This window comes from Actinospineispora acaciae DSM 45401 (genome assembly GCF_000620785.1).
GTDB classification, from domain to species: domain Bacteria; phylum Actinomycetota; class Actinomycetes; order Mycobacteriales; family Pseudonocardiaceae; genus Pseudonocardia; species Pseudonocardia acaciae.
In genome coordinates, this window is sequence record NZ_JIAI01000014.1 from 78,396 (window position 1) to 97,013 (window position 18,618).

The following is an 18,618-nucleotide window of genomic DNA, read 5'->3' on the forward strand; positions in this document are numbered from 1 at the left end:
ATCCATGCATTGGACTTCTCATGGGGGCGCGCGGATGCTCGAAAACATGAGCAATGAGAACGTCGCGGTGGTCGTCGGCGCGCAGGGCGTGATCGGCCGCACCCTGGTCGACCACCTGTCGAGCCTGGACGGCTGGCGGGTGGTGGGCCTGTCCCGGCGGGGCGCGGAGCCCACCGACCGGGTCCAGCACCTGAGCGTCGACCTGCTGGACCGTGCCGCGAGCAAGGCCACGCTGAGCGAGCTGAAAGACGCCACGCACATCTTCTACGCCGCCTACCAGGACCGTCCGAGCTGGTCCGAGCTGGTCGAACCGAACGTCAACATGCTGGTCAACGCCGTGGACGGCATCGAGGCCGCCGCGCCGGGGCTGCGCCACGTGAGCCTGATGCAGGGCTACAAGGTGTACGGCGCGCACCTCGGCCCGTTCAAGACGCCCGCGCGCGAGTCCGACCCCGGCCACCTGCCGCCGGAGTTCAACATCAGCCAGCAGGACTTCCTGGAGCAGCGCTCCGGCTCGTGGACCTGGTCGGCGCTGCGGCCGTCGGTGGTGTGCGGGTTCGGGCTGGGCAACCCGATGAACCTGGCCATGGTGATCGCGGTGTACGCCTCGATCAGCAAGGAGCTGGGCGTGCCGCTGCGCTTCCCCGGCAAGCCGGGCGCCTACGACGCGCTGTTGGAGATGACCGACGCCGGGTTGCTCGCGCACGCCGCGGTCTGGGCGGCCACCGCACCCTCCGCCGCGAACCAGGCGTTCAACATCAACAATGGCGACCTGTTCCGCTGGTCGGAGATGTGGCCGAAGATCGGCGACTGGTTCGGGCTCCCGGTGGCCCCGCCGCTGCCCATGAGCCTGACCGAGGTGATGGCCGACAAGGAGCCGCTCTGGCAGCGCATGTCCGAGCGCCACGACCTCAAGTACGGCTACCGCGAGGTCTCGTCCTGGCCGTTCGGGGACGCGGTGTTCGGCTGGGACTACGACGTGATCGCCGACGGCTCCAAGGCCCGCCGCTTCGGCTTCCACGAGTTCGTCGACACCGAGCGGATGTTCTACGACATCTTCGACGAGTTCCGCCGCCGCAAGGTCATCCCGTGACCCGTGAGTGGCTAGGGCCGCTATGGCGGCCCTAGCCACTCACGGCTTCCAGCAGCTCGCGCCAGTGGCGGATCAGGAGGGCGGGGGCGGCGGGGCAGATGGTGAGGGTGTGGTGGCGTTTGAGCTGCATGTAGTGGCCGGTGGGGGTGCGGTGGAAGGCGATGACCCAGGGGCCTCGGCGGCGTGGGGAGGTGGCGCCTAGTTGGCCGCCGGCCTGGATGTCGGCGCACATCCGGGCGAAGGAGGACGCGTCGGCGCGGGGGATGCCTCGGGCGTGGAGGTGGTCGGCGATCGCCCAGAGGTCGCCGTTGGGGGTGGCGGTGCGCGCTTCGTCGAGGACTTCGAGCGGGAGGTTGACGGCGGCGGTGCGGCCGGGGGTGATGGGGCCGGCCAGGGAGAGCAGGTGTGCGGGGGCGTGCGCGCTGTCGAGCGTGAGCAGGTCGATCGGGCCTTGGCCGGTGCCGTCGCTGATCGCGACGGTGGCTGAGGCGCCGTTGATGGCGGCCAGGCCGAGGGTTTGGGTGTGCGGGTCGGCGGCGTAGCGGATGTCGAGCGTGTAGTCCGGGCGGGCCAGGGTTTCCAGGGTTCGGCGCAGGGTGGGTTCGGGGTGGTCGGACGTGAAGAGGCCGAGGGCGCGCAGGGCGGCGGCGGTGTCGGCGAGGATCCGGCGGTGGTCGGCCATGGTGAAGCCGGGCGGGCGGATCTGGAGCAGCGGCGGTGGTTCGTCGAGCGCGAGCGAGCTCCAGCAGGTGAAGAACTCGGCTGGGGACAGGCGCAGCGCGGTCATCGCTCGGCGCCGAGGACCGGTTCGACGATCTCGTCGTCGAGGCGTATGGCGAACGGTTCGTCGCTGGGGATGAACACGTTGTTGCGGTGCTCGCGTTCGTCGGGGCCGCGCGCGCCGAGAGCCGGTGGCGTCGGTGGCGGCATGCCCGGCGGCTTCGGCGGGGTCGTCTCCGGTGTCGAGGTGGTCGAGGTGCGCAGGTGGGTGGGCGCGGGCGCGCGCTCGGGGAGCGGTGGTCGGGGCGTGTTGTTGGGCGGCGGGTTCCCGGGGAGGCGGTTGGTGCCGCGTGATGGTGGGGATGGGAGCGGGCCTTGGGTCGGCGGCAACGGGTGCTTGGGTTCGGCGCGGCCGCCGGGCGGGGCCGGGGTCGGCGGGGCGGAGCCTCGGCCGGTCGGGGCAGGGACGACGCCGTTGGGCGGGCTGCTTGGTGGGGTGTGGTGTGGGTTGCCGCCCGGTGGGGTCTGGCCGCCGCCGGGCGTCGTCGGGGCGCCGGATGACGGCGCGCCGCCGGGCGATGCGGCGCCGGCCCCGGCCACCGGGGGCGATCGTCTGACCACCGCTCCCGGGTCGCCGGCCGATCCGGCGGGTTGACGCGGCGGCGCGGAGGGGTCGGGGAAGGCGGCCACCGTCTGGCGGGCCTGGTTCTCGTACGCCTTGAGCGCGCGGTTGGCCTCGGCGTCGAGCGCCTGGTTCTGGGCGACGATCTGCGCGTGGTCGTGGGTGGCGCCGAACCAGTCGGTGAGCCTGCTAAACCAGTTCTGCTCGACGGGCGCCGCGACCGCCGCCTTGGCACCCGCGAACGACGTGCTGTAGTTGCCGACCAGTCCGCTGCCGACCTGTCCCGCCTGGCCGGTCCGTTGCGCCGTGTTCGCGATACCCCGCAGCGAGCCGCTCGCCGCCGCCGCGCCGCTCCCCCGCCAGCTCACCCCTTCCGGCAGCGAACGGTTGATGTTGTCCGACGACGCCTCGAACTCCGGCGCCACCTTCGCCAGGGACTGAACCGCCGGGTCGACGCCGCTCTCCCCGGGACCGCTCTGCATCCACCGAAACTTCTCGTCCAACGAAATACCCGCGTAGTTGATCTCGGGTATCTGAGCGGCCACGATCTCCCCCTACCGTGATAGCTCTCGCAGGTTGGACAACATGAGCCGCCCGGCATCCCGCGCCTGCTGACACGCCAGCTCGTGAGTCAAGCCCGGATAGTCCGGTGAGGTGGTCATCCACTGCACCCACAGGCTTTGGCCCTGCGCCACATCGACCAGCAGCAGGCAATGGTCATTCGGGCTCCCGTCCGGCGAGGTGGTCTGCACCGCCGAGAATCCGTCGATCGTCACAACTTGGGTAGGCGTCGTGCTGTCCAACGCGTAGTCGGCTCCCCGCTTCACAATCAGCCGAGCCAGATAGTGAATATCGGGTTCCTTCGGGAAGTTCCGCCACTGACAGGCGATGCTGCCGAGTCCATCGCTGTCCTCCGCGCGTTCCCCAGCTCGTACCCCCAGCTGGCGGAACTGCTCCCGGGTCAGCAACGCGCACGGGTCGACCTGATCGAGCCGCAGCTCGCTCGGCCGTGGCGGCAACCGCGACTCGCCGACGGGTGTCCCGCTGGAACATCCGACCAGCCCAACCGTCGCCAGCACCGACAACACAGCCAGCCAGCAGCGATGACCTCCCGTCACGACAACCCACCCTCCGCCTCGCAGAGCGGGTTCTCCGGATCAAACGAAGCCTTGATCTGCTCCTCGGTGTAGCCGTACGCCTGAGCGGTCACCGTCAGCGCGTTCCCGGCAGCCTTGAGCGCATTCACATGGGTCTGAAACTGGACCTTGAGGCCCTCAAGCTTTTCGTTCAACAACTCGGCAGCCGGCCCAGACACCGGATCGCCAGCCGGTGCGCGCACCCGAAGCGTTCGGCTGTGCAAACTGAGCAATCCATCCAACTGGACGGCCTCTGCGAGCAATGTCTTGCGCACGGCAAGCACGTTCTCCTGGGTCACCTGCAAACCAAGGTGATCCAACGATGCCGCTAACGCCGACGCCTGCGGCCCCTGCGCACCGGCCAGCGCGCGCTGGCCGAGACCTGCCATACCCCAAGACGATAGAGCCCCCACCCCACGCCCCGGGCCGAAACGCCAAACCTCGTACTAACGCGACAACCTCCGCAAGCTGGCCAACATGAGCCGCCCCGCCTCCTCCGCCCGCTGGCACGCCACCTCGTGACTCAACCCGGGATAACCGCCCGACAACGACGTCCACTGCACCCACAGCGCCTGCCCGTCCGCCACATCAACGGCCAACACACAGTGATTCTTGGGATCCACATACGGCGCACTGGCCCGCACCGCCAAGAACCCATCGATGTCAACGTTCTCCCTCGTAGCCCCGCTGTTCAGCACGGACTCCGCGTCCTGGTCCACGATCAACCGAGCCAGATAGCTCGACATCGCCCCGTCCCGCCACCGACAGCCACCACCCTCCGCCCGCTCCCCCGCCCGAACCCCCATCCGCCGAACCTGCTCCGCCCCCAACAACGCACACGCCTCCACCCCATCCAGCCGCAACTCAACCGGACGAGACGGCAACCGCGACGCCGCACTCACCGCCGACCCCCCGCCGCCGCACCCCACCAACGCCACCACCAACACCCCGCCCACCCACCACCTACCGACCATCACAACCCACCCCTCCCACGAGATCACCACTCATCGCCAAGCCCCAGAACAGGCGGAACGACGTCCTCCCACACCGCACGCACGGCCACCTCGACGAGCGCGGACGCGGACTGCGCAATGAGCACATACCGACACCGCCAAGCCCGCCCACACCCACCACACCGGCCATCCGCCCCAAGCCGATGCTGATCAAGCCACCGCTCAACCCCACCCGGCGTAATGGCCAGCCCGATCGCGGCCAGCCGCATCACCTCCTGCTCCGGGCTCACGACCGACCGACCTGATAGCGATAGCGGCGCTCATGAGCCGCTGCGATGCTGGCGACCTCCACCGGATTCACCCCGGCGAACGTGTCCAGCCACCCCAACGCCAGCTCCCACCCATGCCCCGCATCCCGCACCCGCGCATAGAACTCGTCCTCCACCGCGAGCAGCGCACGCCCGCGAGACAGCCACAGCTCCCCCGCGGACTCCGGAAAGCTGATCTTGCTAATGGCCCACTTCCGCACGAACCGATTCAGATGCGGCGCCTCACCCGGATTGGCCTTCACGTAGAGCAGCAAGGCCACCGCCTCCGACAGGTCGGTGGTGCGGCGGTCATAGCCGAGGGAATGGACGTCCAGCGCCGGCACCCTGTCGGCCAGCCGTTCGACGAGCCCACGCATGTACCACTCGACCGGCCCGTCCCGCCAGCACACCCGCCACCCGCTGAACCGGCGGTCCGCGCCATTGCCGTACCACCGGCATCCGACCTCACGAGTCCCCGCCCGCTCGCGCAAGAGATCCGCCAACCGAGCCGCATCCCGAGAACGAGCGCTCATTCCGGCCGGTCACCCCAGGTGATCGGCTCGACGGCGGTACGGAGGAGCGCCGTGGCCGTCGCTCCCCGTTCCTCGATGGGACGCCAACCCCCGACCAGGACGACGGTGCCGCCCTCGGGCACGTCCTCACCGACCTGCCCCGCCGTCACCTCGCCCCAGTAACACCCCGACTCGTGCCGGTGCCGCAACGTCTCCAACGAGATCGCCAGCCACCAACACGCCGCGTCCGCGTCCGGATAGTCGGCCCGCCCGAGCCACAACGCCCGCGTCCGCACACCGTCGCTCCAGAACGTCTCACCCCGCCAGATCGCGACGGCCCCCGCGACGGCCGGCCCGGGCCGACACCGAGGCGGAGCGGGGTACGGACGGAGCCTGAACGACTGCTCGGCGCACCGCCGCAGCCCGCACGGCCATCGATGCCCGCAGGACACGCACGTCCCGTCGTCGGCCCGCACATGTTCGCGGACGATCTTCGCGCCGTCGCCCTGTCGTGCGATCCAGTACACGAACTCGCTCACCGGCTTCGCGTCAGAGGAAGGAGAAATCAGCACGTGGTCAGCTCCGATCGGCTACCCGTGGTTGGTTAGTTATCGCAGGTCAAGCACCTGCCAAACAACGTTTGGCCACCGTATCTGCAATGTATTACGCAGTCAAGTCAGACATTGATTGGTGCACTGATTGCGTACTGACGCACGACCGGTGAGCGGTGCACGAGCGCCTGCCCGATAGCGTGTGGCCATGCCAGCGGGCCGACGGAAGGCACGGCCGGTGCCGTTCGGGCGGCCGGATCCGTCGGCGTTGCGTTTCCTCATTAGCCGGGACCTGCGCACCATGCGGGAGCGCGCCGGCCTGACCCAACGGGAGGCGGCCCGCGTTCTGGCATGCGGGCAAGCGAAGATCAACCACCTGGAGTCCGGCCGAACCGGGCCGAAGCCGAAAGAGGTGGCGGCGCTGCTGCGCGCGTACGGCGCAAGCGCGGAACACGCCGATCGCATGGCCTCACTCGCGGCCCGCGCCGACCAGACGGCGTGGTGGGCGCCCTACTCGAAGGTATTGCGCGACTGGTTTCAGACCTTCGTCGGGCTCGAAGGGCTCGCGACCGCCGAGTTCTCCTATGCCTCGCGCCTACTTCCCGGCCAGCTCCAGACCTCCGACTACGCGGCCGGCTTGCTGGTCGGCCACGCCGGAGTCGCGCCGATGGATGCGCCACTGATTGTGCGTGCACGCATGGACCGCCAGCGGCTGACCGACGAGACGCGGCCACTCCGATTCGCCGCCGTCATCGAGCAGGTCGTCTTCGAGCGCAAGGTCGGCGGCGAGGCGGTCATGCGGCAGCAACTCGAACACATCTTGCGGCTGATGAAGCTGGACAACGTCGAAGTGCAGGTCATGCCGACCGCTGTTGCGGTGCACGACGGGCTCGACGGCGACTTCCTGGTGCTCGACTTCGACAAGGCGCAGAGCATCGGTTACGTCGGACATGCGGACGGAGCCATCTACATCCAAGACTCGGAGCGCGTGGCGCGGTACAAAGAGTCAGCCGACCGGATCCGCGAGGCGGCGCTCTCACCCGCCGAGACGGCGGAGTTCATTCGAGCGCTCATTTCGTAGAGGAGTCGAATGCCACAGGATGCCTGGCGAACGTCGAGCTACACGCGGGACACCGAGCTTTGCGTCGAGGTCGCGCCGACAGCGGGCGGCGCGCTGATCCGGCACAGCAGGCGGCCGGACGCCGGCACGATCTCGTTCAGCAGCGGCGAATGGCTGCGTTTCATCAGGGACGCGCGCTCGAACCGGCCGAGCACGAACGGTGCCGCCGAGATCGAGCTGGCCGACGACGGCGCCGCCCGCGTCCGCTCCCTGCGCGACGGCCTGGAGCTGCACTTCACCGACGGCGAATGGCGCGCGTTCGTGTCCGGCATCCGCGCCGGCGAGTTCGACTTCCACCGCCCCGGTCACGAGCCGTCCGCGCGCAACGCCGGCTGATCCGCGCCGCCCGCACACCCACTCCGTACCCCGCACACGCACTGGAACCGCCGTACGGGCCACAAACCGGATGTGCCAGCCGCTAGCCGTCCGCGCGCTAGCGGCGGACGATTACGACGAACGGGCCGACGTCCTGCTCCACGAACGGCGGTGACTCGAACAGCCCCGGGTCGAACTCCAGCTCCTCGACCCGCACCGGCGCGGCCCTCGGGAAGGAGTCGGACGCCACCCTGAGCAGCAGCTTTCCCTCCGGACCCCGGCGCAGGACGAGCACGTTCGGCGGCTCGTACGGGCTCCTCGCCATCCGCGCCGACAGCTCGTCCGGACCCGACGACGACGCCCACCGGCGGATCTCCTCGTTGCGCTGCGGGTACGCGGCCAGCGGGTTGGCGTAGTGCGGCGTCGTTGTCTGGAAACCCCAGTACGGCCGGAACGACAGCAGGCGCTCCTCCGTCGAGAGCACGACGTTCTCCGTGGGCGGGCGCCGGGACAGCTCGTCGATGGTGGTGATCAGCGCGCCCCGCCAGGCCGCGTCCAGGGCCAAATCGTGCTCGCCCTTGGCGTTGTACCCGTCCGTGTCGTAGTCGGACTCCGCCGCCGCGACCATCCCCTTCGACGAGTCCACGCCGGCCTGCATCATCGACACCGCGCCCGCCACGGCGAGCACCACGCCGATCGCGCGCACGGATACCACCGGCAGCCGGCGCAGGACGTCGAGCGCCGCGAACACGCCGGCGACCGCCAGCGCGACGTCCACCGTGACGATGAACCGGAACGCCAACAACGTCGTGTTCGCAACGATGGCCAGCGTGGACAGCACAAACCAGGCGTACACCGCGCCGGTGATCACCAGCAGCACCGTCGCCAGCTCGTCGCGCGCCCGCCACACCAACCACACCAACCCGCCCAGGCACAGCACACCGAACGCGCTGGTCGGCACGAACGGGGTGGGCAGCGAGGCGCCGACCTCGGGCAGGAAGTGCGCCGCCACGTTCGACGTGCCGAGCCCGCCGGCCAGGATGAACGGCCCCCAGGTGAGCGCCCCGACCAGCGCGGCCAGCACGCCGATCACGACCAGCCGCGACGACAGCCACCACACCGTCGGCCACGGCGGCGCGCCGGCGCGCAGGTCCAGGACGCCGGCGAGAACGGCGAGCACCACCACGACCACCGCACCGAACACCAGGTGCAGCGTGTACGTGACCGCGCAGACGCCGAGATAGCCGCCGACCAGCACCAACGGCCAGGTGAACACCCGGGCGCCGCGACGGAACACCCGCCAGGCGAGCAGCGCGACCGGCGGCAGCCATGCGGTGGTGGGCCAGGCGTACGGCTCGTCAGGGCCGAACGCGATGAACCCCGCGAGCACCGTGACCACCGTGACCAACAGCGCGCGGTTGCGGCGAAGCACCAGGCTCCACAACACGAACGCGACCACCGCGCTGAGCCCCGCCCACGTGATCGAGTACGGCTTGTACGCCGCCCAACCGTCCAGCCCGACCAGGTTCGCGAACCGCCCGCCCAGCCAGAACCATCCGCCCGGGTAGTAGGCGGCCAGCCCGCGATAGTTGGCGTCCGCCAACCCGACCGTCGACGCCATCCGCTCCATGTACTGAAGCCGGAAGGTGTTGTCCACGCCGGACCCGCCGAGGAAGAACTTCGTCGCCTCCAGCGGAATCGCCAGCAACACCGTGGCCAGCGCGCTGAGCCCGGTCCACGCCCCCGCCAGGTTGCACCACAGCGGCCACCGCGCCGCCCAACCGAGCCCCACCGGCACGAACAACCCGACCAGGATCACCGCGCCGGTCACGTTGGCCAGCGACTGCAGCACGTACGTCCCCGGGCCGACGGCCATCCGGTCGACGGCGAGCTGCAACCCCAGGCTGACCGCGACCGCGACCGCCCCGCCGAGCAGCAGCTCCACCAGTGTCTGGCCGAGCGGGAGCCGGGCGATCGGCGGTGCCTTCGGCGGCGGGGGCCGGGTCACCGGCGTCACTCGGGCACGAGGCGCCGCGGCCTCTAGTGCATGGCTGTCCAACATGTCGCCCAGACTGGTGATGCCGAATCGTCCCCGACTTCTTACAGGTGGACGCCGCGCGGGGCAACGCGGGGCACTCAGCTCGTGATGCGCGCCAGCTCGGCGGCCACCGCTCGGTCGTGCTCGGCCTGGTCGCGGGCGGCGGCGCGCGGGCTCCAGCGGCCCTTCATCACGAAGATGAGCAGCACGAACACCACCACGCCCGCGAAGCAGATCCAGTACCAGGCGCGCCACTGTCCGGCGGCCAGCGCGTGCGCCTCGGCGTTCTCCGGGTCCTCGACGAGGGTGGTCACCGTGTTCACGACCAGCGGGATGAGCAGGAACGACGCGGTGACCACCAGCCGCAGCAGCCAGCCCCAGACCGCGAGCCCGGTGCCGATCAGCGCCGGGTTGCGGGCCTCCACCGTCTCGGTGAACGCCGCCATCCAGCTCGCGTACGCGAACGCCAGCGTCACGTACAGCAGGCTGACGATCAGCGCCAGGGTGCCGAACGACGGGTGTTGGCCGGCCTGCAGGCCGAACACCACCACCATGACCGCCCCGCCGATGCCGCCGGCCAGCATGAACGGCTTGCGCACCCGCAGCTTGTCGGACAGGTACCCGGCGACCAGCAGCGCCACCGCGTCGGCGCCCCAGGCCCAGTTGCCCAGCGCGTTCGCCGCCGCCAGGTCGAACCCGAACATGATCACGACGTAGACGGTGAAGAACGCGACCATCGTGTAGTAGATCAACAGCATCACCGAGACGCCGAGCGCGGAGGCGATCACGTCCAGGTGCAGCACCTGCCGCCAGGGGTGGCGCAGCGACCGTTCTATCTGGTCCGCGTCCAGGCCGCGCGCCCGCGCCTCCACCAGCACCCGGTCGCGCTCGGAGACCATCAACTGCCCGCGCAACCGGGGCGACAGCTCGCGCAGCCCGAACAGCGCGATCACGAACACCACCAGGCCGGCCGCGCCGCAGATGACGTACTGGCTCTGCCAGGTCTTCAGCGATGTGAGCGTCTGGCTGGCCACCGCACTCACCACCAGGCTGCCCAGCACCGGCCCCATCGTCCAGAACCCCATCGCGGTGGCCCGGCCGACCTGCGGGGAGAAGTCCCTGATCAGCGCCGGCGTGGCGACCAGGATGACGCCCTCCACGAACGACACCACCAGCGTGACCACCGCCCACGCCAGCCCGGTGCGGACCTGCGGGAACACCACCAGCGTCAACAGCCCAGTGACCAGCAGGCCGATCACCACCAGGTTGGCCCGCCCGGAGCGGTCGGTGAACCCGGCGAACAGCGAGCCGAACGCGCCGACGAAGTTGCCGGCGGCCAGCGCGAGGACGAAGTAGAGGAACGACATGTGCAGGTCGGCGAGCATCAGGCTGGCCACGCCGCCGACGACGTACAGCTCGTAATACAGCATGACCGTGGCCAGCACGACGACCGCCAGGTAGCGCGCCCGCTCCCGGGGCGAGGGGTAGTGGTCCAGCTCGCGCCGCCACAGCCACGCCCAGCGCCCGTCCGCCATACCGGCCCCCCACACGTCGCTGTGCCCCGGGTCACATCACGCTAACCCGGGTGGCGCCGGGGCGCGAGCTTGCTTTTCAGGGTCGGCGGGCACGACGATCACCTGATCCACCAGCGCTAGGCAGACGGCGGAGGCGAGTGATACCGGTGCGCAACGAGTGGGACGACAAGAGCGACGAGCCCGGCCCGGGGCTGACGGCGTCCTGGGCGGCCGTGCTCCGCGACGTCCGTTCGCTGGCCGTCGACCTGACCACCGCCGGCACCGAGATGGCCCGCCAGGTACCGGTGCCGCCGCTCGAGCAGCTCGTCAGCGGCTGGGGCCGGGTGGAGGACGCGATGCTGCGCGAGCTCAAGGCCCGCCTGGACCACCTGGACGACCCGGCGTACCGCCCGGAGCCCACCCCCGGCGCCCACCCCAGCACCCCGGCGCGGCTGCTGGACAACCTGCTGACGGCGTCCATCGACGCGGACTCCGCGCAGAGCCGCGAGGCGCTGTACACCTCGTTGCTGCTGCGGATGGTCCCCGACGAGGCGCGCATCCTCGCCGCGCTGGCCGACGGCACCCGCTACCCGCTGGTGCACATCAAGACCAGGGGAAACGGCGGGCGGACGGTGCTGGCCAACGCCTCCACGGTCGGCCGGGCCGCCGGCGTGCAGGTGCCCGAGGTGGTGCCGACCTACGTGGGCCACCTGCGCGCACTGGGGCTGGCCGACGAAGGGCCCGCGGACGAGTCGCTGTCGGTCCAGTACGACATCCTGCTCGGCGAGCCCGCGGTGCGCCACGCCGACGAGCAGGCGCACGACGTCGGCCGGCTGGGCACCCGGGTGGTGCGCCGCACGCTGCGCATCTCGCCGCTGGGCCGGGCGCTGTGGCGGGCCTGCCGGCCGGACGACGAGACCGAGGCCGGCCTGCACCCGTCCGACTCCGACCTGCTGGACGGCGTGACCCCGCTGCCGCACCACACGCCGGACACCATCTACCGCCCCGAGAACGGGAGCCACCCCGCCGGACCCACCGGCGGACCGCCGTGAGCAGCCCGGCCGAGATCCTGGCCGACGTCACCCGCAACTGGCCCGTCTACGTCTCGATGCCGTTCATCGCGGCCGCCATCGGCTACCTGACCAAGCTGGTCGCCATCGAGATGATGTTCAAGCCGATCGAGTTCGTCGGCCGCAAGCCGTTCGGCTGGCAGGGCGTGGTGCCGCGCCGCGCCGCCCGGATGGCCGGCATCGCGACCGACACCATGACCAACCAGTTGATCACGCCGGCGGAGATCTTCGGCCGGCTGGATCCGCGCCGGGTGGCCAAGGAGATCGAACAGCCGCTGGTCGCCGCGATCGACGACATCACCCGCGAGGTGGCCGCCGCGACCCAGCCGGACCTCTGGGAGGCGCTGCCGGACCGGATCAAGGACCTGATCGTGGCCAGGGTGCGGCGGCAGGCGCCGCAGCTTGTCGAGAAGGTCATGCAGCAGGTCCAGACCGACATCGACTCGGTGTTCGACCTCAAGGGCATGGTCGTCACCAACCTGGTGCGGGACAAGGCGCTGCTGAACAAGATCTTCCGGGAGGCCGGGCACCAGGAGTTCCGGTTCATCGCGCGGGTCGGCGCGCCGTTCGGGTTCGCCATCGGGGTGATCCAGACGGTGGCCTGGGCGGTGTTCCGGGAGCCGCTGCTGCTGCCCGCGTTCGGCCTGATCACCGGGTGGGCGACGGACTGGCTGGCGCTGCGGATGGTGTTCCGCCCGATGTACCCGCGCAAGTTCTTCGGGCTGTTCACCTGGCAGGGGCTGTTCTTCAAGCGCCGCGCCGAGGTGGCCCGCGACTACGGCGACCTGATCGCCAAGGAGATCATCACCCCGCGCCGGGTCGTGGAGGCGGTGCTCAACGGCCCGCTGTCGGACCGGCTGTTCGCCCTGGTCCAGCGCGAGGTGCACCGGATCATCGACTCCCAGGTCGGGCTGGCGCGGCCGCTGCTGGTGGTGGCCGTCGGCGGGCGGCGCTACCAGCGGATGAAGGCGCTGGTCACGCTGCGGGTGATGGAACGGTTACCGGAGGCCATGGCGCACGTGGAGGACTACGCCACGGACGCCATGGACATCCGCAACACGCTGATGACCAAGATGCAGCAGCTGTCCGCCAAGCAGTTCGAGCGCCTGCTGCGCCCGGCCTTCGAACAGGACGAGTGGATCCTGATCGCCACCGGCGCCGTGCTCGGCTTCGCCGTCGGCGAGCTACAGATCCTGATCGTCGAGTTCCTGACCCGTTAGTGGCTCACGGCTTCTTTTCCTGGCCGATTGCGCGGGAGAACTCCGCCTTGGGCTCGTGGATCTGGCCCAGGGCGACCACCTCGCGGCGGAACAGCAGCGCCTGCGTCCAGTCGGTGACGATGCGGAACTTGCGGTTGAAGGTGGGCATCCGGCTCAGGTGGTAGGTGCGGTGCATGAACCAGGCCACCACGCCCTTGAGCTTGATGCCGTAGATCTCCGCCGCGCCCTTGTACAGCCCGAGGCTGGCCACCGAGCCGGCGTAGCTGTGCTTGTACGGCTTGACCGGGCGGCCGCGCAGGTGCGCGACGACGTTGTCGGCCAGCACCTTGGCCTGGCGGACCGCGTGCTGGGCGGACGGGCTGGTCTTGGCGTTCGGGTCGCTCTTGGACAGGTCGGGCACGGACGCGCAGTCGCCCGCGCTGAACACCTCGGGGCTGCCCTCCACCTGCAGGGAGGCGCCGCAGGTCACGCGGCCCTTGTCGTCGAGCGGGAGGTCGGTGTTGGCCAGCATCGGGTTGGGCTTGACGCCGGCGGTCCAGACGATGGTGTCGGCGTCGAACTCGGTGCCGTCGTCGAGCACCACGTGCCCGCCCTCCATGGACTTCACCCTGGTGTCCAGGAAGACCTCGATGCCGGCGTCCATCAGCTGCTTGACCGTGTAGCGGCCCATCGGCGCGCTGACCTCGGGCATGATCCGCCCGGCCGCCTCGACCAGGACCCAGCGCAGGTCGGAGCGGTCGATGTTCTCGTAGTAGCGCGCGGCGTAGCGCGACATGTCGGCCAGCTCGGCCAGCGCCTCCACCCCGGCGTAGCCGCCGCCGACCACCAGGAAGGTGAGCAGCTTGCGGCGCAGCGCCGGGTCGATCGTGCTGGACGCCTCGTCCATCCGGGACAGCACGTGGTTGCGCAGGTAGATGGCTTCGGCCACGGTCTTGAAGGCGATGCCGTGCTCGGCCAGCCCGGGGATGGGCAGGGTGCGCGCCACCGAGCCCGGCGAGACCACCAGCACGTCGTAGCCGAGCTGCGTGACGTGCCCGGCGGCCGCCTCCACCGTCACCTCGCGGCGCTCCCGGTTGATCGCGGTGACCCGGCCGGTCAGCACGTGACACTTACGGAGCACCTTGCGGAGCGGCACCACCACGTGCCGGGGCTCGACGGACCCGGCGGCCGCCTCCGGCAGGAACGGCTGGTAGGTCATGTTCGACTGCGGGTCGATGACCGTCACGGAGGCCTCGTCCGCGCCCAGCTTGCTCTGCAGGCGCAGCGCCGTGTACATCCCGACGTAGCCGCCACCGACGATCACGATGCGCGTGTTGCGAGCCATGCCTCCATGCTCCCAAACTTCGGGACGGGCGTGGGTGGGGATAACGGGTGAGCCTGGTCGCTGGGTGGGGGTACGCTTTACTTATGGAGACGTTGGTAAAGCACGACGATCGGCGGGTGCGGACCACCAAGGTCAGCAGGAAGAACCAGGTGACGCTGCCGGTTGCCGCACTGCGGGCCGCCCAGGTGGCGCCGGGTGACGTGCTGCGCGTCGAGGTCGAGGCGCCCGGGGTGTTCCGGCTGGTCCGCCAGAGCAACGACCCGTGGTGGGAGCTGTTCGAGGAGACCGTCGGCATCGGGGGCATCACCACCCGGGAGGAGTTGGAGGAGATGCGGGACGAGTGGGAGCGGTAGCGCTGGACACCAGCGTGGTGATCGGCCTGCTCGAGCCGGGCGACCCCCACCACGCGTCCACCCGGGCCGAGGTGGCGGCCGCCCGGCGACGGGGCGACACGTTCGTGCTGCCCGCGTCCGTGCTCTCCGAGGCACTGGTCGGCGGGTACCGGCTGGGCACGGCGCCCGACCGGCGACGACGGATCGTCACGCTCTTCGGTCCGGTCCGGCCGATCGACGAGGGTCTCGCGCTGGTAGCGGCCGAGCTGCGGGGCCGGCACCGGTCGCTGCGGCTGGCGGACGCGTTCGTGATCGCCACCGGCATCGTGGAACAGGCCGCCGTGCTCACCTGTGACCGCCGTCTGGCCGCGGTGGACGGGCGGGTTCAGGTCATCCCGCCTGACTAATCCCGGCGAGCTTGGCGGCGTTGTCGAGCACGGTGCACAGCATGTCCGGGGTGAGCCGGCCGGTGAACGTGTTCTGCTGGCTGACGTGGTAGCAGCCGAGCAGGTGCAGCGGGCGGCGGTCGGGGTGCGCGGCGGCCAGCTCGACATGCGCGCCGTGGCCGAACACCGGGCGCGGGCGGGGCACCGTCCAGCCCGCCTCGGCCAGCACCGGCAACAGCGCCTGCCAGCCGAAACCGCCGAGCACCATCACCGCGCGCAGGGTGGGCGTGAGCAACCGCAGCTCGTCGGCGAGCCAGTGCCGGCAGGCGTCCCGCTCGGCCGGGGTCGGCTTGTTCTCCGGCGGCGCGCAGTGCACCGGCGAGGTGATCCGGGTGCCGTACAGGGTCAGGCCGTCGTCCTTGTGCACGGCGGTCGGCTGGTTGGCCAGGCCGACGGCGTGCAGCGCGGCGTAGAGCACGTCGCCGCTGCGGTCGCCGGTGAACATCCGGCCGGTCCGGTTGGCGCCGTGCGCGGCGGGTGCCAGGCCGACGATGAGCAGCCGTGCGTCCGGCGGGCCGAACCCGGGCACCGGCCGGCCCCAGTACTCCTGGTCGGCGAACGCGGCCCGCTTCTCCCTGGCCACCCGCTCGCGCCAGTCGACCAGCCTCGGGCAGGCCCGGCAGTCACTGACCGCTCTATCCAGCTCCGCCAGCATCGCGTCTGGTTCCTAGGCCAGCGACAGCGCGATGCCGTCGAGGATGTCGTGCTCGCTGACCACCAGCTCGGAGATGCCGGCGCGCTTGGCCAGCTCCTCCGCGAGCACCGCCACGATCAGCGCGCCGCCGCCGATCACGTCCACCCGCCCGGGGTGCATGGCACCGAACCGCATGCGCTCCTCCCGCGACAGCGTCAGCAGCTCGTCGGCCACCCGGTGCACCTCGGTCAGGTCCAGGCGGGACAGGTGGATCGCGTCCGCATCGTAGGTCGGCAGCCGCTGGGAGATCGCGGACAGCGTGGTCACCGTGCCGGCCACGCCGACCCAGGTGTGCGCGCCGTCCACCGGCACGTGGTCGAACGCCTCGGCCAGGATCCGGTGCGCGAGCTCGTGGGCCTCGGCGCGCTCGTCGGCGGTTGGCGGGTCGGAGCGCAGGCACCGCTCGGTGATCCGGACGCAGCCGATGTCCACCGAGCGGGCGGCCTGGACCTCGGCGTCGCCGTTGTCCCGGGTGCCGATGACCACCTCGGTCGAGCCGCCGCCGACGTCGACCACGACGAACGGGCCGTCGCTCCCGGGCAGGTCGCCGACCGCGCCGATGAACGAGAGCCTGGCCTCGGTGTCGCCGCTGATCACCTCGGCCTCGGCGCCGAGCGTGGCGCGGACCATGCCGAAGAAGTCCTCCCGGTTGGACGCGTCCCTGGTCGCCGAGGTGGCGACCATCCGCACCCGCTCGGTGCCGGCCTCGCGCAGGATCGCCGTGTAGTCCGCTAGCGCCTCGCGGGTGCGCTCGATGGCGTCCGGGGCGAGCACGCCGGTCGCGTCGACGCCCTTGCCCAGGCGCACGATCCTGGTTTCGCGGTGCACGTCGGTGAGGCGTTGCCGCCCGTCCGGGCCGGGCGCGGCGTCGGCCACCAGCAGTCGGATCGAGTTCGTCCCGCAGTCGATGGCGGCGACTCTCGGCATGCCCGCTCCTCGGTGGTCGTGCTCGTCGTTGGCTTCCGGGACGACGGGTGCCCGGCGCTTTCCACGTTACCGAGGCATGCTCGATGGACGTCAGCGGCTCGGGGCCGGCGCCGCGGACGGTGTCGGGATGACCGACGTTGACGAACCCGTCGAGGCGGGGGCGTCCCGTTCGACCACGATGATCGGGCCTGGCGCCTGCTGGGGCGGTGTGGTCGGTGTGGTCGGTGTGGCCGGCGTGGGTCCGGGCTGTGTGGTCGGGACGGCGTGGGGTGTCGGTGTGGCTTGAGGGGCGGCCGAGGTGGGTGGGACGGCCATGCCCGTCGGCCCCGCCGAAGGCGCCGTGGACGCCGACCCGGATCCCGGCGCCGACTCCGCGCCGCCCCCCGCCGGTGCCGAGCCGGACGGTCCGGGCTGAGCTGACGGTGACCGAGGCGTGCCCTCCCGCGACGGCGACCCACCGGTCCCGCCCGCGCTGCCGTCCGCCGAACCGCTCCGTTCCGGGGACGGAGCCGCCGCGCTCGACGGCGGGGGCGCCGACGTGGGTCCGGCCGCGATCGTCGATCCCGCCGTCGAACCGTCCGTGGACCCGCGCGAGGGCCCGCCGGTTGGTCCGGCGGTCGGGCCGGCGGTCGGGCCGGCGGTCGGGCCGCCCGATGGTCCGTTGCCGGGGCCGGTCGTTGGTCCGCTGGCCGGGCCGCGGGTCGGGCCATTCCCCGGTCCGTTCACCGGGCCGTTCGTCGGTCCGTGGGTCGGGCGACCGCCCGGAGCGGGCTGGCCCTCCCGGCCGCTAGACCGACCGTCGGTCGGTATTGCCGTCGGCTGGGCGCGCGGCGGCCGGGTGAACGGTGCCGGCGGCGGTGTGGGGGATACGGGCGGGGGTTTGGGCGCGGCGTTCGGCGAGGGCACGGCGTTCGGCGGGCGCGGCGTCGACTCGGGGACCGGGGCAACGGACGCGGCGCCCTCTGCGTACGCCCGGGACCACGCACGCACGCTGCCCAGATAGCTCGGCGAGTCCCGATAACGCAGCACGGCGGCCGCCATCCGATCCGGCGCGTCCATGTCCGCCCCGCTCGCGCACAGGAAACGCCCGGCCGCGAGCGCGGCGTCGAACACGTTGTCCGCGTCGGGCGGCCGCCCGTCCACACCGGCCGCGTACCGCCGCCACACCGCCGGCAGCAGCTGCATCGGGCCGACCGCGCGGTCCCACCGGCGGTCGCCGTCCAGCGTGCCCCCGTCGGTGTCCGGCACCCGCGGCAGCTTCCGGGATCCGTCCAGCCGAGGCCCGAGGATCCGCCCGATGGTTCGCCCCGAAGCGTCCACCCGCCCGCCGCTCGCATGCCCGGACTCGGCGCGCCCCACCGCCGCCAGCAGCGACCAGTGCAGCCGGCACCCGGGCGCGGTGCTCGCCAGGACCCGTTCCGCGCGCTGGTACGCGGCCAGCGGCACGCCCGGCACCCCGCTCGGCCCAACCGGCACCCGCGCAGGCTCGACGGGCGCGCCGGCGGGCGGCTCGGTCGTGATCAGCTCTCCGGTCGGCGCGCCGCCCGTCGCGGACTCCCCCGGCAACGGCGCCGGGATCGCCGCCCGCAACGGCACCGAACCCGGCAACGCCGGACCCCCGGCCGCCGGATCGGCCGGACCCGGACCATCGGCCGCCGGCTCGCGCCCGCGCACCACACCGAGAACGGCGAGCACGCCGAAGCCCACGATCAGCAGCACCCAG

20 protein-coding genes are annotated in these 18,618 nt (G+C 71.4%); 7 read left to right on the forward strand and 13 right to left on the reverse strand.

What is annotated here, in order from left to right; translation table 11 throughout:
- Nucleotides 1-46 precede the first annotated feature (46 nt).
- Nucleotides 47-1,093 (forward strand): SDR family oxidoreductase, encoded by a 1,047-nt coding sequence (locus tag N912_RS0139460; protein WP_028926767.1) that lies wholly within the window; start codon nucleotides 47-49, stop codon nucleotides 1,091-1,093.
- A gap of 31 nt (nucleotides 1,094-1,124) precedes the next feature.
- On the opposite strand, the gene N912_RS0139465 is transcribed toward N912_RS0139460, so the two are convergent.
- The 7 genes from N912_RS0139465 to N912_RS0139500 all read right to left on the reverse strand — a co-directional run bounded on the left by N912_RS0139465 (nucleotide 1,125) and on the right by N912_RS0139500 (nucleotide 5,883).
- Nucleotides 1,125-1,880 carry an ESX secretion-associated protein EspG gene (locus N912_RS0139465; RefSeq protein WP_028926768.1) on the reverse strand — a complete coding sequence of 252 codons (756 nt, stop codon included), beginning with the start codon at nucleotides 1,878-1,880 and terminating at the stop codon, nucleotides 1,125-1,127.
- Nucleotides 1,877-2,917, reverse strand: a complete 1,041-nt coding sequence (locus tag N912_RS0139470; RefSeq protein WP_028926769.1) for a hypothetical protein — start codon at nucleotides 2,915-2,917, stop codon at nucleotides 1,877-1,879. The genes N912_RS0139465 and N912_RS0139470 overlap by 4 nt, the downstream gene beginning before the upstream one ends.
- A gap of 72 nt (nucleotides 2,918-2,989) precedes the next feature.
- On the reverse strand, nucleotides 2,990-3,553 hold the full coding sequence (locus tag N912_RS0139475; RefSeq protein ID WP_169748041.1) for a DUF3558 domain-containing protein: 564 nt from the start codon (nucleotides 3,551-3,553) through the stop codon (nucleotides 2,990-2,992).
- Nucleotides 3,550-3,960: a hypothetical protein gene (locus N912_RS0139480; protein WP_028926771.1), complete on the reverse strand. Its 411-nt coding sequence runs from the start codon at nucleotides 3,958-3,960 to the stop codon at nucleotides 3,550-3,552. The genes N912_RS0139475 and N912_RS0139480 overlap by 4 nt, the downstream gene beginning before the upstream one ends.
- A 57-nt stretch (nucleotides 3,961-4,017) precedes the next feature.
- Nucleotides 4,018-4,545, reverse strand: a complete 528-nt coding sequence (locus N912_RS67145; protein WP_425415372.1) for a DUF3558 domain-containing protein — start codon at nucleotides 4,543-4,545, stop codon at nucleotides 4,018-4,020.
- 265 nt (nucleotides 4,546-4,810) lie between these two features.
- The gene (locus N912_RS57490) at nucleotides 4,811-5,209 is read right to left on the reverse strand and encodes a hypothetical protein (protein WP_156994312.1); all 399 of its coding nucleotides are present in this window, start codon (nucleotides 5,207-5,209) and stop codon (nucleotides 4,811-4,813) included.
- A gap of 152 nt (nucleotides 5,210-5,361) precedes the next feature.
- On the reverse strand, nucleotides 5,362-5,883 hold the full coding sequence (locus N912_RS0139500; protein WP_028926775.1) for a hypothetical protein: 522 nt from the start codon (nucleotides 5,881-5,883) through the stop codon (nucleotides 5,362-5,364).
- A 220-nt stretch (nucleotides 5,884-6,103) separates the two neighbouring features.
- On the opposite strand from N912_RS0139500, the gene N912_RS0139505 reads away from it, so the two are divergent.
- Nucleotides 6,104-6,976 (forward strand): helix-turn-helix domain-containing protein, encoded by an 873-nt coding sequence (locus tag N912_RS0139505; RefSeq protein WP_051581462.1) that lies wholly within the window; start codon nucleotides 6,104-6,106, stop codon nucleotides 6,974-6,976.
- A gap of 9 nt (nucleotides 6,977-6,985) precedes the next feature.
- On the forward strand, nucleotides 6,986-7,351 hold the full coding sequence (locus tag N912_RS57495; RefSeq protein ID WP_037068965.1) for a DUF397 domain-containing protein: 366 nt from the start codon (nucleotides 6,986-6,988) through the stop codon (nucleotides 7,349-7,351).
- A gap of 97 nt (nucleotides 7,352-7,448) precedes the next feature.
- Here N912_RS57495 and N912_RS0139515 read toward each other — a convergent pair whose 3' ends face one another.
- Both N912_RS0139515 and N912_RS57500 read right to left on the reverse strand, forming a co-directional pair.
- Nucleotides 7,449-9,338, reverse strand: coding sequence for an arabinofuranosyltransferase (locus tag N912_RS0139515; protein WP_028926777.1), 1,890 nt, complete (start codon nucleotides 9,336-9,338; stop codon nucleotides 7,449-7,451).
- 128 nt (nucleotides 9,339-9,466) lie between these two features.
- Nucleotides 9,467-10,903, reverse strand: a complete 1,437-nt coding sequence (locus N912_RS57500) for an MFS transporter (protein ID WP_051581433.1) — start codon at nucleotides 10,901-10,903, stop codon at nucleotides 9,467-9,469.
- A 146-nt stretch (nucleotides 10,904-11,049) separates the two neighbouring features.
- Between N912_RS57500 and N912_RS57505 the strand changes: the two genes are divergently transcribed.
- Together N912_RS57505 and N912_RS0139530 are read left to right on the forward strand one after the other, a co-directional pair.
- Entirely contained in the window at nucleotides 11,050-11,934 is an 885-nt protein-coding gene (locus tag N912_RS57505; protein ID WP_156994313.1) for an Abi-alpha family protein, read from the forward strand.
- 56 nt (nucleotides 11,935-11,990) lie between these two features.
- Nucleotides 11,991-13,172: a DUF445 domain-containing protein gene (locus N912_RS0139530; RefSeq protein WP_156994324.1), complete on the forward strand. Its 1,182-nt coding sequence runs from the start codon at nucleotides 11,991-11,993 to the stop codon at nucleotides 13,170-13,172.
- Between the two features lie 4 nt (nucleotides 13,173-13,176).
- Here the strand turns inward: N912_RS0139530 and N912_RS0139535 are convergent, their stop codons facing one another.
- Complete coding sequence (locus N912_RS0139535) at nucleotides 13,177-14,496, reverse strand: NAD(P)/FAD-dependent oxidoreductase (RefSeq protein ID WP_028926779.1); 1,320 nt, start codon at nucleotides 14,494-14,496, stop codon at nucleotides 13,177-13,179.
- Between the two features lie 83 nt (nucleotides 14,497-14,579).
- Between N912_RS0139535 and N912_RS0139540 the strand changes: the two genes are divergently transcribed.
- Nucleotides 14,580-14,849: an AbrB/MazE/SpoVT family DNA-binding domain-containing protein gene (locus tag N912_RS0139540; protein ID WP_028926780.1), complete on the forward strand. Its 270-nt coding sequence runs from the start codon at nucleotides 14,580-14,582 to the stop codon at nucleotides 14,847-14,849.
- The gene (locus N912_RS0139545) at nucleotides 14,837-15,235 is read left to right on the forward strand and encodes a type II toxin-antitoxin system VapC family toxin (protein ID WP_028926781.1); all 399 of its coding nucleotides are present in this window, start codon (nucleotides 14,837-14,839) and stop codon (nucleotides 15,233-15,235) included. The genes N912_RS0139540 and N912_RS0139545 overlap by 13 nt, the downstream gene beginning before the upstream one ends.
- Here the strand turns inward: N912_RS0139545 and N912_RS64105 are convergent.
- From N912_RS64105 to N912_RS66620, 3 genes are all read right to left on the reverse strand, one after another.
- The gene (locus N912_RS64105) at nucleotides 15,219-15,929 is read right to left on the reverse strand and encodes a uracil-DNA glycosylase (protein WP_028926782.1); all 711 of its coding nucleotides are present in this window, start codon (nucleotides 15,927-15,929) and stop codon (nucleotides 15,219-15,221) included. The two genes, N912_RS0139545 and N912_RS64105, sit on opposite strands and share 17 nt — an antisense overlap.
- Nucleotides 15,930-15,941: 12 nt before the next feature.
- Nucleotides 15,942-16,895 carry a Ppx/GppA phosphatase family protein gene (locus tag N912_RS64110; protein WP_028926783.1) on the reverse strand — a complete coding sequence of 318 codons (954 nt, stop codon included), beginning with the start codon at nucleotides 16,893-16,895 and terminating at the stop codon, nucleotides 15,942-15,944.
- A gap of 90 nt (nucleotides 16,896-16,985) precedes the next feature.
- A complete protein-coding gene (locus N912_RS66620) occupies nucleotides 16,986-18,614 on the reverse strand; it encodes a hypothetical protein (protein WP_051581435.1) in 1,629 nt (542 codons plus the stop codon).
- Between the last annotated feature and the right edge of the window lie 4 nt (nucleotides 18,615-18,618).